At 58.6% G+C, this 13,809-nt stretch carries 13 protein-coding genes and 3 tRNA genes; all 16 read left to right on the top strand.

The genetic code is table 11. The annotated features are described in order from the left end of the window. Positions 1–215: 215 nt before the first annotated feature. Positions 216–1,571, top strand: a complete 1,356-nt coding sequence (locus BGLCM_RS05735) for a glutamate-5-semialdehyde dehydrogenase (RefSeq protein WP_006294722.1) — start codon at positions 216–218, stop codon at positions 1,569–1,571. 341 nt (positions 1,572–1,912) lie between these two features. Beyond that, positions 1,913–2,455, top strand: coding sequence for a hypothetical protein (locus BGLCM_RS05730; protein ID WP_044085121.1), 543 nt, complete (start codon positions 1,913–1,915; stop codon positions 2,453–2,455). 144 nt (positions 2,456–2,599) lie between these two features. Beyond that, complete coding sequence (nadD, locus tag BGLCM_RS05725) at positions 2,600–3,274, top strand: nicotinate-nucleotide adenylyltransferase (protein WP_238548643.1); 675 nt, start codon at positions 2,600–2,602, stop codon at positions 3,272–3,274. Between the two features lie 228 nt (positions 3,275–3,502). Beyond that, positions 3,503–4,537, top strand: a complete 1,035-nt coding sequence (locus BGLCM_RS05720) for a ribose-phosphate diphosphokinase (protein ID WP_006294718.1) — start codon at positions 3,503–3,505, stop codon at positions 4,535–4,537. Positions 4,538–4,673: 136 nt separating this feature from the next. Continuing rightward, a tRNA-Gln gene (locus BGLCM_RS05715) sits at positions 4,674–4,744 on the top strand. 170 nt (positions 4,745–4,914) lie between these two features. Next, positions 4,915–5,547 carry a deoxynucleoside kinase gene (locus tag BGLCM_RS05710; protein WP_006294716.1) on the top strand — a complete coding sequence of 211 codons (633 nt, stop codon included), beginning with the start codon at positions 4,915–4,917 and terminating at the stop codon, positions 5,545–5,547. A gap of 218 nt (positions 5,548–5,765) precedes the next feature. Then, positions 5,766–7,148 (top strand): bifunctional UDP-N-acetylglucosamine diphosphorylase/glucosamine-1-phosphate N-acetyltransferase GlmU, encoded by a 1,383-nt coding sequence (gene glmU, locus BGLCM_RS05705; RefSeq protein WP_006294715.1) that lies wholly within the window; start codon positions 5,766–5,768, stop codon positions 7,146–7,148. A gap of 146 nt (positions 7,149–7,294) precedes the next feature. Further along, positions 7,295–7,720, top strand: coding sequence for a ribosome silencing factor (gene rsfS / locus BGLCM_RS05700; RefSeq protein ID WP_006294713.1), 426 nt, complete (start codon positions 7,295–7,297; stop codon positions 7,718–7,720). A gap of 5 nt (positions 7,721–7,725) precedes the next feature. Further along, positions 7,726–8,454 (top strand): histidine phosphatase family protein, encoded by a 729-nt coding sequence (locus BGLCM_RS05695; RefSeq protein ID WP_044085031.1) that lies wholly within the window; start codon positions 7,726–7,728, stop codon positions 8,452–8,454. A gap of 73 nt (positions 8,455–8,527) precedes the next feature. After that, positions 8,528–9,595: a hypothetical protein gene (locus BGLCM_RS05690; protein ID WP_006294710.1), complete on the top strand. Its 1,068-nt coding sequence runs from the start codon at positions 8,528–8,530 to the stop codon at positions 9,593–9,595. A gap of 216 nt (positions 9,596–9,811) precedes the next feature. Continuing rightward, positions 9,812–9,887 (top strand) — tRNA-Ala (locus BGLCM_RS05685). Between the two features lie 54 nt (positions 9,888–9,941). Beyond that, a tRNA-Ala gene (locus BGLCM_RS05680) sits at positions 9,942–10,014 on the top strand. A gap of 174 nt (positions 10,015–10,188) precedes the next feature. Next, positions 10,189–10,587 carry a pyridoxamine 5'-phosphate oxidase family protein gene (locus BGLCM_RS05675; RefSeq protein WP_006294708.1) on the top strand — a complete coding sequence of 133 codons (399 nt, stop codon included), beginning with the start codon at positions 10,189–10,191 and terminating at the stop codon, positions 10,585–10,587. Beyond that, a complete protein-coding gene (locus BGLCM_RS05670) occupies positions 10,584–11,516 on the top strand; it encodes a histidine phosphatase family protein (protein ID WP_006294707.1) in 933 nt (310 codons plus the stop codon). Before BGLCM_RS05675 ends, BGLCM_RS05670 begins: the two co-directional genes overlap by 4 nt. 287 nt (positions 11,517–11,803) lie before the next feature. After that, positions 11,804–12,754 carry a magnesium transporter CorA family protein gene (locus BGLCM_RS05665; RefSeq protein WP_006294706.1) on the top strand — a complete coding sequence of 317 codons (951 nt, stop codon included), beginning with the start codon at positions 11,804–11,806 and terminating at the stop codon, positions 12,752–12,754. Positions 12,755–12,790: 36 nt separating this feature from the next. Beyond that, a complete protein-coding gene (locus tag BGLCM_RS05660) occupies positions 12,791–13,681 on the top strand; it encodes a transporter substrate-binding domain-containing protein (protein WP_044085030.1) in 891 nt (296 codons plus the stop codon). Positions 13,682–13,809: the final 128 nt, after the last annotated feature.

The raw sequence follows: 13,809 nt of genomic DNA, 5'->3' as shown, positions 1-13,809 counted from the left end.
GCGACTGGGGGATAATGCGAGCACCAGTGTAGCGGCACTCGTGGGCAGTGAGGGGGGAAGTCCCAAGCATTGGACGATATGGTGTCAACGGCTGCGAAGGTTGGCAGAAACGGTTATTGTTGTCAAATATATCACATGCATGGCAGGGTTTTGGTGCACCCCGTTTGTGTGGCGTACCGGGCTGTGAGCCGGTGAGCAATCAATGGAAGTGAGGAATGGCAGTGACAGCGCAGCAACAGGAATCGGCGGCAACGCGGCAGGCGGCTGGCGGCAATGATGTGTCCACTGTTGACGCGACAGTGTTCAAGGCGGTATGCGACATGGCGCAACGTGCGCGTGAGGCGCAGCACCGGTTGGCTGCGGCCGATGCCGCGCATAAGAACGCGCTGCTACTCGCGATTGCCGATGCGCTTGATCATCGTGCCGATGAAATTGCCGGCGCCAACGAACTTGACATGCAGGCCGCGTTTGATGCGGGCATGGATGCGGGCAAACTTGACCGTTTGAAGTTTGATGTGACGCGTGTGGCCGCGGCCGCGCAAGGCGTGCGCAATGTGGCGTCGCTGGCTGATCCTGTTGGTGAAATTGTGCGTGGATACACGTTGGAAAACGGTGTCAAACTGCAGCAGGTGCGTGTACCGTTCGGTGTGGTCGGCATGATTTACGAAGCCCGTCCGAATGTGACTGTGGACGTGGCCAGCTTGTGTATCAAGTCGGGCAATGCGGCGATGCTGCGTGGCGGCCACGCGGCTGAACGTACGAACGCAGCCACGCTGGCGATCATTGGTGACGTGTTGGAATCGTTCGGTTATGACCGTGGTCTCGTCGCCACTGTCGATCAGTACGGACGTGCTGGCGCCACGGCTTTGATGGAAGCCCGCGGGTTTGTTGACGTGCTCGTGCCGCGTGGAGGGGCCGGCCTGATTCAGTCGGTGGTGCGCAATTCGCGCGTGCCTGTGATTGAAACGGGTGCGGGCAACGTGCATATTTATGTGGACGCTACTGCCAACCTAGACGATGCGGTGCGCATTGTGATCAATGCCAAAACCCAGCGCATCGGCGTATGCAACGCCGCTGAAAAACTGCTGGTGCACCGTGATGTGGCGGCCACGTTCCTGCCGATGGTGGCGAGCGCGTTGAGCCAGGCCGACGTGGTACTGCATGTCGATCCCGTCTCGCGTGCGCTGATTGAAGCCGGCGGTATTGAAGGTGTGCAGCTGGTGGACGCCACTGTGGCGGACTGGGACACCGAGTACCTGTCGCTGGACATGGGTGTGCTCGTGGTCGACAGCGTGGATGACGCAATCGCGCATATCAACCGCCATTCCACGGGACATACCGAATCAATCATTTCCGAAGACTACCGCAGCATCGACGCGTTCACGTCGCGCATCGATTCCGCTGTGGTCATGGTCAACGCCTCCACGCGTTTTACTGATGGCGGCGTGTTCGGGTTTGGCGCCGAACTGGGCATTTCCACGCAGAAAATGCATGCGCGCGGTCCCATGGGCTTGTCTGAAATGACCACGACAAAATGGATTGGTTACGGCATGGGTCAGGTGCGCGCATGAGCACAATGATGATGTCCACTACCGTCAACCCGTCCGATGCCGCCAAGGACATGACTGACGGGGAGCCGCCGTCCATGCAAGTGGCGCGGCAACACGAGGAATCCGCCAATGGCTACGCCGTCGACGAACATGCCGACGTGACCAACGAGGACAGCGAGTGTCGCGACGTTGACACAGGCGCCACAGCTGCAGATGCAGACACGAACGCAGACGGTGATGATGCTGACATGGCCACGTCCAGCATGGAAAATGATGGGGACGATAGTGCCGATGACATCGATGCCGAATCATGCGACCCGTCCACCTGCGACAACCCGTGGCACTGGGATTTGACGAACCCGATGATCGGGCTGAAAATCGCCTCCGAACGCTTAAGCATCGTCCGATACGTGTTCCTCGTGTCCATCGAGGATGGCATCGCATCCGCCGCGCAACGCGCCTCACTGGAATATTCGGACGCCGTGCTGATCGGCTGGCCCGAAATGGATTCCGCACAAGTTGTCTCACCCACGGCGCTGCAATGTTCTACCATGCGTGAACTCATGCGCCAATTGGAACATTACATCGCCAAATTCAGTGCGGACGAAGCACGCGGCGACATTGACGGCATGACCAACATGCTGATCGCCATCACGCATCGCGTCGCCGAAATCCGACGCATCTACGAACCCTCCTTCCCGCTACCGACGTTCGCGGAAATCCGCCGTGTCGTCCAGGACGAATGGAACGAGGACATGGGCAAAATCGACCCGGATGCCACAGGCGATCCTGAAGACACGGCCGTGCAAGGTACCCTCGACATGGGGGCCGATCCCGACGCGGGCCCGTCATTGGCGGAAGCGCTCGCCGAGGAAATCCGCCACGAGGACGGATTATCGGCGTAAGTTCAACAGGTGAAACAAAACCCAGAGTGTTGAGTGGACGAGGACACGACTTTCATCATGGCACACAAGGAACCAATGGCGCCTGACACGCGAGTCTCGAGTGACGCGACGGCAGCGTACAGTGGCGCTGAACCGGGTCGGCGTATGGCTGAACTGTCGAACCAGCCGCATGCCGCAGCGCACGCCGTAGATATGCAAGCGCGACGTTCAGCGCGTGGCAACTGGCATACACGCCCGCGCATCGGCATCATGGGCGGCACCTTTGATCCGATTCATAACGGCCATTTGGTCGCCGCGTCCGAAGTGTCATGGGTATATGATCTTGATGAAGTGATTTTCGTGCCGACAGGCCGGCCCGTGTTCAAACTGGACAAACAGGTCACCAACGAAGAGGACCGGTATTTGATGACGGTCATCGCCACGGCATCCAACCCCAAGTTCACCGTGTCGCGCGTGGATATTGACCGGCCAGGCGTGACGTACACGATTGACACGTTGCGTGACATCCGCGCATTGCATCCGCAAGCCGAACTGTTTTTCATCACGGGCGCGGACGCTGTGGCGGAAATCATGCAATGGAAAGACGCGGAACGCATGTTCGATGTGGCGCATTTCGTGGCCGTCACACGCCCCGGGTATTCCGCGGCATCCGCGCACAACCTGCCCAAGGGGCGCGTGGACATGCTGGAAATTCCCGCGTTGGCTATTTCCTCAACGGATGTGCGCCACCGTGCGGCCACGGGCGAGCCCGTATGGTATCTGGTGCCTGACGGCGTGGTGCAATACATCGGCAAACACGGGCTGTACCGGCAAGACTGAGCTGGGACCGGCGTGCCGGAAAGCCAGAGCTAAAACCAGAGCCAGCATGCCGGCGTGCCGGCGTGCTGCGGATGCGCGGGCGACTGACTGTCAATCCATGGCGTGGCGCTCGCGTGCCCATGGTAGTGACGGTGGTGACGCGCCGATTTGCGTGTCCATCATCGGCGCATTCTGCCGCACCCGTCGTATGAGCGCATTACACTGGGGGTTCGGTATCACGCACCCTTAATGTCTGGAGATACGGTGAGCTCAATCCTTGAAGGAAAGCCAGATAAAAACCTCATTCTCGTCACGGGACGTGCCCATCCGAAACTGGCTCGCGATGTCGCCGACCAGTTGGGCATCGATGTGCTCGAGACCACCGCATACGACTTCGCCAACGGGGAGATGTATGTGCGGTTTACCGAGTCGGTGCGTGGCGCCGATGTGTTCGTGTTGCAAAGCCATTCGTCGCCCGTCAACCAGGCGATCATGGAACAACTGATTATGATTGATGCGCTCAAGCGCGCTTCGGCCCGCTCGATTACGGCGGTATGCCCGCTGCTGGGCTATTCACGCCAAGACAAGAAGCATCGTGGCCGTGAACCCATTTCCTGCCGTCTTGTGTTTGACCTGCTCAAGACCGCAGGCGCCGACCGCATCATGAGCGTGGATTTGCATGCTGCACAATCCCAAGGATTCTTTGATGGACCAGTGGACCATCTGATCGCGATGCCCGTGCTCGTGGACTATATTCGCGACCGTTTCGAAGGTCATCTTGACAATGTCACCGTTGTCTCTCCCGATGCGGGCCGTATCCGTGTGGCCGAGCAGTGGGCGCAGCGCCTGGGTGGCGGCCCCTTGGCCTTTGTGCATAAGACGCGTGATATCACGCGGCCCAACCAGGCTGTGGCCAACCGTGTAGTCGGTGACGTGGTGGGCAAGGATTGTGTGCTCGTTGACGATCTGATCGACACGGCCGGCACGATTGCCGGCGCCTGCCATGTGTTGCGCGATGCTGGAGCCAAGTCGGTGACCGTGGTCGCCACGCACGGCGTGTTGTCCGATCCGGCCGTACAACGGTTGAAAGAATGCGGTGCCACCGAAGTGGTGCTTACCGACACGGTGCCGATTCCTGAAGAGAAACGCTGGGACGGTCTGACGGTGCTGTCAATCGCGCCGCTGCTGGCCAGCGCGATCAAGGCCGTGTTTGCCGACGATTCCGTGGCTGAACTGTTCGACACGTATCCCGAACATCACGGCACGGGATTCAAATTCGCCTGACGGCCGCAAACGGTCCGTTCGGCGTGTAACGTTGAAATACCGCCCTTACCGCCAGGTAGGGGCGGTTATTTTTTGCAACGGACTGGACTTTGTCGGCCCTTGTGGCATAATAAAGCGTGGCGGTCACGACCGCCGTTCCCCCATGGTGTAATGGCAGCACACGGGTCTTTGGAACCCTTTGTCTTGGTTCGAGTCCAGGTGGGGGAGCACCCATGGCAATGGTCCGACATCGGTTCGTCGATGTCGGACTTTTGTATTGTTTGTGGGCATATATGGTCGGCTTGTCGCCAGAGCGCATGATTGACCCGTCATGATGCGCTTCACGCATCCGGGCCAGCCGGGCACCGATGGCGGCCTGAACAAGGAGATCAAAACTGTTGCTGGTACTGGCAGGCACCATCGGGGCAGGAAAATCATCGCTCGCAGGCATCGTCGGGTCGCATTATGGCACTGACGTGTTCTATGAATCGGTGGATGACAATCCCGTACTTGACTTGTATTACAAGGATCCCAAGAAGTACGCGTTCCTGCTGCAAATCCATTTCTTGAACAAGCGGTTTGAATCCATCAAGAAAGCCTACAAGCACAACAACAATGTGCTTGACCGTTCGATTTTCGAAGACGCGTTGTTCCTTGACTTGAACGTCATCAACGGCAACGTGACGCGCACGGAACAGCATATTTATCACGAGTTGCTCAACAACATGATGGAAGAGCTTGAAGGCATGCCGAAGAAGGCACCGGATTTGCTGATCTACATTGACGTGAGCTTTGAAAAAATGCTCGAACGTATCAAGAAACGCGGCCGCACTTTCGAACAGATTGAAAATGACCCGTCGCTGTACCACTATTATCAGCAGGTGCATGACGCGTATCCACGCTGGTTTGACGAATACCATATGAGCCCCAAGATCCGTATTGATGGCGACACCTACGATTTTGTCAATGACGACGCGGCCGCCGACCATGTGCTCGCCCAAATCGATGATGCGTTGCGTGACCTACGCTGAGTGTCGGGTCGCATAAGCGCGCCACAACGGCGGTATCAAGATATTCCAAACAGCCAAGGACCAGCGCGTCTTGGCCGTTTTCTTCGGCTTCGTGGTGTACGCTCAAGAGCGTTCCTGTTGAGTGCCGTCAAAGGTGCGGATGCGCGTCTTGGGCTGCACTTGACAATCCATCCACGTCACACATCGGCTGCATGGGCAGCCCAGGAGGCAGGAAAACCATGGCATTGACGGCGGCGATTGTTTTGGCGGCAGGTGAAGGCACGCGCATGCGTTCCTCAACTCCCAAAGTGCTGCACGAGTTCGCGGGCCGCACATTCCTGCAACGCGTCATGACGTCCGTGGGCCAGCTGGGTCCGCAAACGCTGGCCGTTGTCGTGCATTACCAGGCTGAACGTGTGGCGCAAGCAGCCCGCTCATATGACGCCGGCGTGTGCATTGTCGACCAGGATGACATTCCTGGCACGGGTCGTGCCGTGCAGTGCGCGATGCAACAGTTGCAACAAGACGCCCCCCTGGAAGGTCCAGTGCTGATCGCCGCTTCCGACATGCCGTTGCTTGACACGGAAACATTGAACCAGCTGCTTGATTTCCATCACAACAGCGGCAATGCGGCCACCGTGTTGACCACAATCCTGGACGATCCGACGGGCTACGGCCGTATCATCCGCGACTCGCAAGGCGACGTGCTGGGCATTGTGGAGCAGAAGGACGCCAACAGCAATGAGTTGGCCGTACGTGAGGTGAACACGTCGGTATATGTGTTTGATGCCGCCGTGTTGAGCGCCGCCATCGCGAACCTGGATTCCAACAACGCCCAACATGAGTTTTATTTGACCGATGCGCTCAAAGCCGCCAAAGCCCATGGCCGTGTCGGCGCGTTCGCCGCACCCGATCCGTTGAGCGTGGAAGGGGTGAACGACCGCGTGCAACTGTCACGACTGGCCAAAGCCTACAACCATCGCATCGCCGAAGCATGGATGCGTGAAGGCGTGACGGTGCTCGACCCCGACACCACCTGGATTGAAGACACCGTCATGATCGGCCAGGATGCCGTGATCCTGCCGGGCTCGTTCCTCAAAGGCAACACGGTCATCGGCGCACAAGCCCAAATCGGCCCCTACACGACGCTGATTGATGCCAGGGTCGGCGAAGGCGCTGTCGTGGAGCGTTCCCGCGTACAGGAATCGCATATCGGCGCGCATGCCACAATCGGCCCATGGACGTATTTGCGTCCGGGCAACGAGCTGGGCGAAGGCTCGAAGGCTGGCGCCTATGTGGAAATGAAGAAAGCCCATATCGGCAACGGCACCAAAGTGCCGCATTTGAGCTATGTGGGTGACGCCACGCTTGGCGAGCACACGAATATTGGCGGTGGCACCATCACAGCGAACTATGATGGCGTGAACAAACATCACACCACCATCGGCTCGAATGCGCATGTGGGCGCTGGCAACTTGTTCGTCGCCCCAGTCACTGTCGGTGACGGCGTGACCACAGGCGCCGGCTCAGTGGTACGCCATGATGTGCCGGCTGACGCGCTCGTCTATTCGGAAAACACCGAGCATGTCGTGGAACATTGGCAGCCCAAGTCCGGACAGTGAACCGACCGCGACGAATGCCTGGGGTTAGCTGCCATGAGCGCACGGGGCCGATGGAACGCCCCGCACCATTCCAACTATCCTGATCAACACCAATACCGCCCCTGATCACCACAGGTGATCGACACACGTGAAGGAGCACACCACTTATGACCGCATTGCAAGAATCCATTGATCTTGTGCGCACGGCCGCCCAAGCCGCCGACCGTCTCAAAGCCACCGACCCGGTCGCCTATGATGTCAGCGACCGTCTGGGCATCACCGACGCCATGCTGATCGTATCCGCAAACAACGAACGTCAGGTGCTGGCGATCGCCGAAGAAATTGAAAAAGACCTGTACCTCAACCACAATCATCTTGAACCGCGCTCGCGTGAAGGCGTGGCCGAAGGCCAGTGGATCCTGATCGACTACGGCGACATCATCGTCAATGTGATGCACGACGATTCACGCTTGTATTACAACCTCGAGCGTCTGTGGCGCGACTGTGAGAGAATCGCATTGGATCTGACTGCCAACGGCCCTGACGACACCACCGACAGCGTTGCGGACGCTGCCGACTCGTCTGAAGAGTGAACCTCATGCCTACCACACGCACACTCAACGGCCAGAGCCGCACGCTGACCATCGTGCGTCATGGCCAGACCGCCTACAACAACCAGCATCGTTTCCAAGGTCGCATCGACATTCCGCTCGATGAAACGGGTCTATGGCAAGTCGCCCAGACCGGCCATGCTCTGCGTGAGTTGTATGTGCACGACCATACGGACTGCCATCCGTTTGTTGTGTCATCCGATTTGACACGCGCCATGCAAACGGCGCATGCGTTTGCTGATGCACTCGGTTTGCAAGTGCATACGGACAAACGGCTGCGTGAACGCTGTTTTGGCGATTGGGAAGGTGAATCGGTGGAAGATGTGGCCGTCCGCTTCCCGCAGGATTTCGAATCCTGGCGTGACGGTGGCGGTGGTGAGATGCGTCACGGCGCCGAAGACCGCATGGCTGTGGCATCGCGCGGCATGCAAGCCATCGCCCACTGGTCGCGTGTCGCCGGAGCTGACAGCGACCTGTTCGTGTTCTCGCATGGCGCGTTCATCGAGCAGACATTGCAGGGCATGTTCGGCATTGCCCAAGCGTTTCCCGACTTTGTGTCCGTTTCATCAATGCGCAACGCGCATTGGGCGCGGTTGACCAACGCGATGCTGACACAGCCTGACCGTTGGATCCTCAACGACTACAATCACGGGCCGGCCATTGCCGACACGCCCCAATGGTACGAGCCCCACACCAACACGCAACAATCCGCCTGACCGCAACGCTTGGGCAGCTTCGTATGCCAATGCCGCGTTGCATCAGGCCACGGAGGCAAGGTGGGCAATAATCATGAAAAATTTTTTCAAAGGCTTGAGTTTCTCCCAACTGTTCGCGGGTGCGTTGGCGGCCGTCACCTCGTTCCTGCTGTCGGCGAAGATCGGCATTGCCGGCTCCGTCATCGGCGTGGCTGTCGGTTCCATCGTGTCGGCCACGGCCTCGCAGCTATATAAGAACGTCATTGACGAGTCGGGCAAAAAAATCAAGAAACAGAAAACCACAACGATTGACGCTCCAACACTGGACGAACTCGACGCGGCACGCACCCAGCAGTTGCCAGCAATAGGACAGTCCGAATCCGAGCAGTCCCAGCAGCCTACCGACTCGCAAGGCACCGACTCACAGACCGCCACGCGCACCGTCACGTCCACCACGATCATCACACCGTCCGACTCGAGTCCGATTGCTGACGACACTACGGTGCTCAAGCAGGAGGACGATTCGCGAACCCGGCCCGACACAACGGCTGAGAGGGATGCGAGCCAGGCGGAAACTGCGGAACAGAACCCGGGGCAGGCATCAACGCAGGATAATCAAACGGCATCGGAAGATGCGGTGCGTCGCGCCCGCCGGATCAAGCGCGTGGGCATGGTTGTGGCCATTGTCAGTTCGCTGGTTGCCGTGGGGCTTACGGCGTGGCTGATTTTGGCGTTTACGGACGGCAAGGGCACGGATTCCGTCGTGCGTGACGTGGTGACGCCAACGCAGTCCGTGACTCCTTCTGAACAGCCGCAGGGCACGTTGCCTGTGACTCCCGCGCCTGAACCGACGCAGACGCCGTCCGCCACACCGTCATCTCCGAGCCCCTCGGACTCGCCGTCGCCAACGCAGTCACCCACGCCGTCTCCCACGTCACCTTCGCCGACTCCGACGCTATCCGACTCGCCCACGGATCCCGTGACGCCGTCTCCAACCCCTTCAGATTCACCGACTCCGACACCGTCCGACTCGCCCACGTCACCAACCGACGACAAGGCGGCCGACAGCAAGTCAAGAGACAGCAAAACCGGAGCCGACGCCGCGCGTGGTAGCCAGACGGGAGATGCACAGGGGAGCGCGTCCGGTACGTCCGCCCAGTAACTGCCACAGACTGGTGATGCCGCACGCAAGCGTCGCGCACGGCAAGGGTCGCGGGGATTTCATTGATTTCCGCGGCCCTTCGCATGGCGTAACGAGCCCCACATCCCGATTCCGTACATACGCTGCGACACGCCGAATTTGCATGCAGGCGGTGAGTGTCGTAATATAACAAACCGTTGCCTTGGAAACACGGCAGCAGAACACAACTCAATATTCGGGGCTATGGCGCAGCTGGTAGCGCATCTCCATGGCATGGAGAGGGTCAGGAGTTCGAATCTCCTTAGCTCCACCAACGCATCACCAAGGTGGTGCTTAGGGCATGGCCAATCAGGTCAAGCTTTCCTTCGGGGCTATGGCGCAGCTGGTAGCGCATCTCCATGGCATGGAGAGGGTCAGGAGTTCGAATCTCCTTAGCTCCACCCACGAACCGGAATCCTTACGATTCCGGTTTTCTTGTAGTTGGGCAGCCTTACGGAAAAACATGGTGCCTGCATTCCCACGCATCCATGGGCGCAATTTCAGGATGTTCCCTGTTCGTTTCCGATAGAGTGGACAGTACTTCACGAACACTTCGCGAAACGAAAGGAACCGCCATGGTGACCATGACCCCGGAAATCATTGAATTTGTCAACGAAAACCTGTGCTGGGTGACAACGATCAGCCCGGAAGGGGAGTTGGATCTGGGCCCCAAGATGTCAATGTTTGTACTCGACGACTCCCACTTGGCCTACCACGAGCGTACGGGCGGCAAGGTTTATGAGAATTTGAAGTCGGGCAGCCCCTTGGTGGTGGCATGCGCGAATCTCGCTGAAAAGGTCGGCTACCGTTTCCGCGGCACGGTGACGTTGCACACGGAAGGTGAGTTGTTTGATGAGCAGGTGCGTTTGGCTGCCGAGCGTGGCACGAAGGCGCCTGTGTGCATTCCCGTGCTGGAGATCACGCAGATTGATGATTTGACGTCGGGCGCCAACGCGGGTAAGCGTATCGCATGATCGATCACGTCATCTTCTTGCGCCACGGGCGCACCGCATTCAATCTGGCCCGGCGTATGCAAGGCCAGATTGATGTGCCACTTGATGTGGTTGGCCATTGGCAGGTCGATCAAAGCGCTTACGCGCTGGCGCAACGCTATTACTGGGCGAAAGTGTCCGGTTTGGCGCACCGGGCGGGTACGGCGTCGCGTGACGGTTCAGCCCATGCGTATATGGCACCAACCGTGCCGGCCGACTATGTGACGCCAAACGAGGGACGAGCTCAAGAACTTGAGGCTATGGGTGAGCAAGTAGCTGCGCAGTACCGTGAGGTGCCGGCGTCACAGCGCACGATGCTCGTCTACAGTTCCGATTTGTTGCGGGCTCAGCAGACGGCCCACGCGTTCGCCGACATCATGGATTTGCCCGTGCATGTGGATGCGCGGTTGCGTGAACGTGATTTTGGCATGTGGGAAGGCATGACACGTGAGCAGATTGCCGAACAGTATCCGGAAGGCTACCGTTCCTGGCGGTTGCATCAAGGTGGTGAAGCCGCGTTCGGTGTGGAAAGCCGCTACGATTTGGGCCAACGTGGCGCCAAAGCCGTATGCGATTTGTGCATGGACGCGAATGCGGCTTGTACGGGTTCGGGTGACGAGTCCCATGTCACGTTGATGGTCGTGTCGCATGGTTCATGGATTGGTGCCACCATTCAGACGTTGCTCGGGTTGGATGTCAATGCCAATTCCACGATCAACGGCATGCGTAACGCGTTCTGGTCGACGCTGACCCCTCCTGACGGTGAGCAGATCACACCGGGTTCGTGGCTGCTGGACTCCTATGATGAGGGGCCGGCCGTCGCGGCGATGACTGATTGGGAGAACGGACCGCAATCCTTGCATACGGCGGACATGCCTGTGTGGAAGTCGGTCAGTGGGCCCAAAGCCTGAACTGATCATGACGAACCGGTGGTGACGCACTGGTGGCGGGTGGCTTGCGATGCCCATCCGCCATCGGTTCGCGCATAAGTCGGCACGGTACGACTACAGTAGGCGTTTGGCCGAAAATCCGCAGTCGGGCCTGCACGGTGTTCCTTGCGGGCGCATGGCGTTACGGGTTTGGGCTGGTGTGGAACGTGCCGAGGTGAGCTTGGAACGGCTTGGTTGCCGATGGTTCCACACGTCTTGGCGGATGCCGCGGTTGCCGGCAGTGGACCTATCGGAAGGCGGTGACGATCATGCTGCGCATGTTCAGCACAATCAACGGGCAAATGGAACAGATTGACGAGCCTTGCGAAGGCGCCTGGCTGAGCCTGGCTGACCCGACCGACGTGGAACTGGCCACAGTCTGTCAAAAAACCGGCATCGATCTGGCTGATTTGCGCGCACCGTTGGATGATGAGGAACGTTCCCGTGTTGACGTGGAAGACGGATACACGATGATCATTGTCGACATTCCGACAGTGGAAAGCCGTGGCGGCCGTGACTGGTATGAGACGATTCCGTTGTCAATCATCTTGACCAAGGATCTGATCATCACCGTGTGCATGCAAGACACTCCGGTGTTGCATCCGTTCATGGAGGGCACGATTCGCGGATTCAACACGGCCATGCGGTCACGTTTCATTTTGCAGATCCTGTATCGCAACGCCACGATGTATTTGCGCTATCTGCGCATCATCGACCGGGAAACCGACAAGCTTGAACTGCGGTTGCGGTCGGCCATGCAGAACAGGGAAATCATGATTTTGCTCGAAATGAGCAAAACATTGGTGTATTTCGCCACGTCGCTCAAATCGAACGAAATCGTCATGGAGAAACTGACGACATTGCCCCGGTTCAAGCAGTATGCCGAAGATGAGGATCTGCTCGAGGACGTCATCATCGAAAACAAGCAGGCCATCGAGATGGCGAACATTTACAGCGGCGTTTTGGCGAACATGACCGATGCGTTCGCGTCGATCGTGTCGAACAATTTGAGCAATGTCATGCGTATCTTCACGATCATTTCGATCACGCTGTCGGTGCCCACGCTGATTTTCTCGATGTATGGCATGAACTTTCAGGCTGGCATGTATGGCATGCCATTGTCGGGCTCCCCATGGGGGTTTGTGATTGTGATCGCGATCGCCGTGCTCGTGTCGGTGCTTGTGTCCTGGTTCCTGACACGTTCACGACTGTTCAAATAACCCGTTGGCCTCAACTCTTGACCGTGGAGGTGTGATGTGATTGGACGTCAACCATTGCATCTGGTGCGTCGTGGCATGGCCGTAGCGGCCAGCGTGGCCATGTGTGCGGCCATGGCGGCATGCGGCACGTCGGTGTCGGTGACACCGCAAGGCCAACCGGACGGTCCTGTGCTTTCGATTGGCATTCCCGTTGACGAACCCTACATGGGGTGGTATGCGGACGGATCGTTTTCCGGGTTTGATGTGGACGTGGCGCGTTATGTCGCCCAAGTGTTGGGCTATGGCTCTTCACAAATCACCTTCCACGCTGTGACACCCGCGAACGCGGCCGCCAAATTGCAGGACGGCACGGTGGCGTTGGTTGTGGGCGACCAGACGGTGCCTGCGGGCGATGATCAGGATGACGCCCAAGATCCGCAAGTTTCCGTGTCCCAAGCGTATTTGCGTGTGCCGGATGCGTTTCTGGTGGTCGAAAACGGGGACCATACGTTGACGCGGCCTGACCAGTTGCAAGGCCAAAGTGTGTGCGTGGTTACGGGCACGGCGGATCGTGCGCTGGTGCAGGAGACGGTGTCCGACGTGCATGTCAGTGAACAACCCTCATATCCGCAATGCGTGTCCGCATTGTTGACGGGAGTAGTGCAAGCTGTGGCCGGCAGTGAGCCGGTGATCCGCGGTTTGGCCGCGCAAACGGGTGACCAATATACGTCGGTCATGGATGCCACGTTCGGCTCACAAGGCTATGGTGTGGCCGTGGCCGGTGACAAAGCCAAAATGCTCTCACTTGTCGATGACGCGATCGGCCAGATGATTGCGAGCGGCGAATGGACCCGAGCCATGGAACGCTTGCAAACTGACGAACCGGGACTCAACGGCGGCAAATCCGTCAAGGCGCCCACGGTGCATAAGGCTGACGCGAAGCAGTGAACGATAGCTGCGAGAATGGCAGAGGGTAGGCGGTGATGCCTGGTTGTCCCGTCTCACGAGCTGTTGGCGACGCGGTGGATGGCTAGGTTGAGTGGCATTGTCACATGCTGGCCATGATGCGCCGCCCT

This window comes from Bifidobacterium gallicum DSM 20093 = LMG 11596 (assembly GCF_000741205.1).
GTDB lineage: Bacteria > Actinomycetota > Actinomycetes > Actinomycetales > Bifidobacteriaceae > Bifidobacterium > Bifidobacterium gallicum.
The sequence above is the reverse complement of the archived record's forward strand: the minus strand, read 5'-3'. Positions and strand labels throughout refer to the sequence as shown.

Excerpts from the sequence above, each read along its gene's own strand:
- BGLCM_RS05735 (WP_006294722.1), top strand. The coding sequence starts at position 216 with ATGGCAGTGACAGCGCAGCAACAGGAATCGGCGGCAACGCGGCAGGCG.
- BGLCM_RS05730 (WP_044085121.1), top strand. The coding sequence starts at position 1,913 with ATGATCGGGCTGAAAATCGCCTCCGAACGCTTAAGCATCGTCCGATAC.
- nadD (WP_238548643.1), top strand. The coding sequence starts at position 2,600 with ATGGCTGAACTGTCGAACCAGCCGCATGCCGCAGCGCACGCCGTAGAT.
- BGLCM_RS05720 (WP_006294718.1), top strand. The coding sequence starts at position 3,503 with ATGTCTGGAGATACGGTGAGCTCAATCCTTGAAGGAAAGCCAGATAAA.
- glmU (WP_006294715.1), top strand. The coding sequence starts at position 5,766 with ATGGCATTGACGGCGGCGATTGTTTTGGCGGCAGGTGAAGGCACGCGC.
- rsfS (WP_006294713.1), top strand. The coding sequence starts at position 7,295 with ATGACCGCATTGCAAGAATCCATTGATCTTGTGCGCACGGCCGCCCAA.
- BGLCM_RS05695 (WP_044085031.1), top strand. The coding sequence starts at position 7,726 with ATGCCTACCACACGCACACTCAACGGCCAGAGCCGCACGCTGACCATC.
- BGLCM_RS05690 (WP_006294710.1), top strand. The coding sequence starts at position 8,528 with ATGAAAAATTTTTTCAAAGGCTTGAGTTTCTCCCAACTGTTCGCGGGT.
- BGLCM_RS05675 (WP_006294708.1), top strand. The coding sequence starts at position 10,189 with ATGGTGACCATGACCCCGGAAATCATTGAATTTGTCAACGAAAACCTG.
- BGLCM_RS05670 (WP_006294707.1), top strand. The coding sequence starts at position 10,584 with ATGATCGATCACGTCATCTTCTTGCGCCACGGGCGCACCGCATTCAAT.
- BGLCM_RS05665 (WP_006294706.1), top strand. The coding sequence starts at position 11,804 with ATGCTGCGCATGTTCAGCACAATCAACGGGCAAATGGAACAGATTGAC.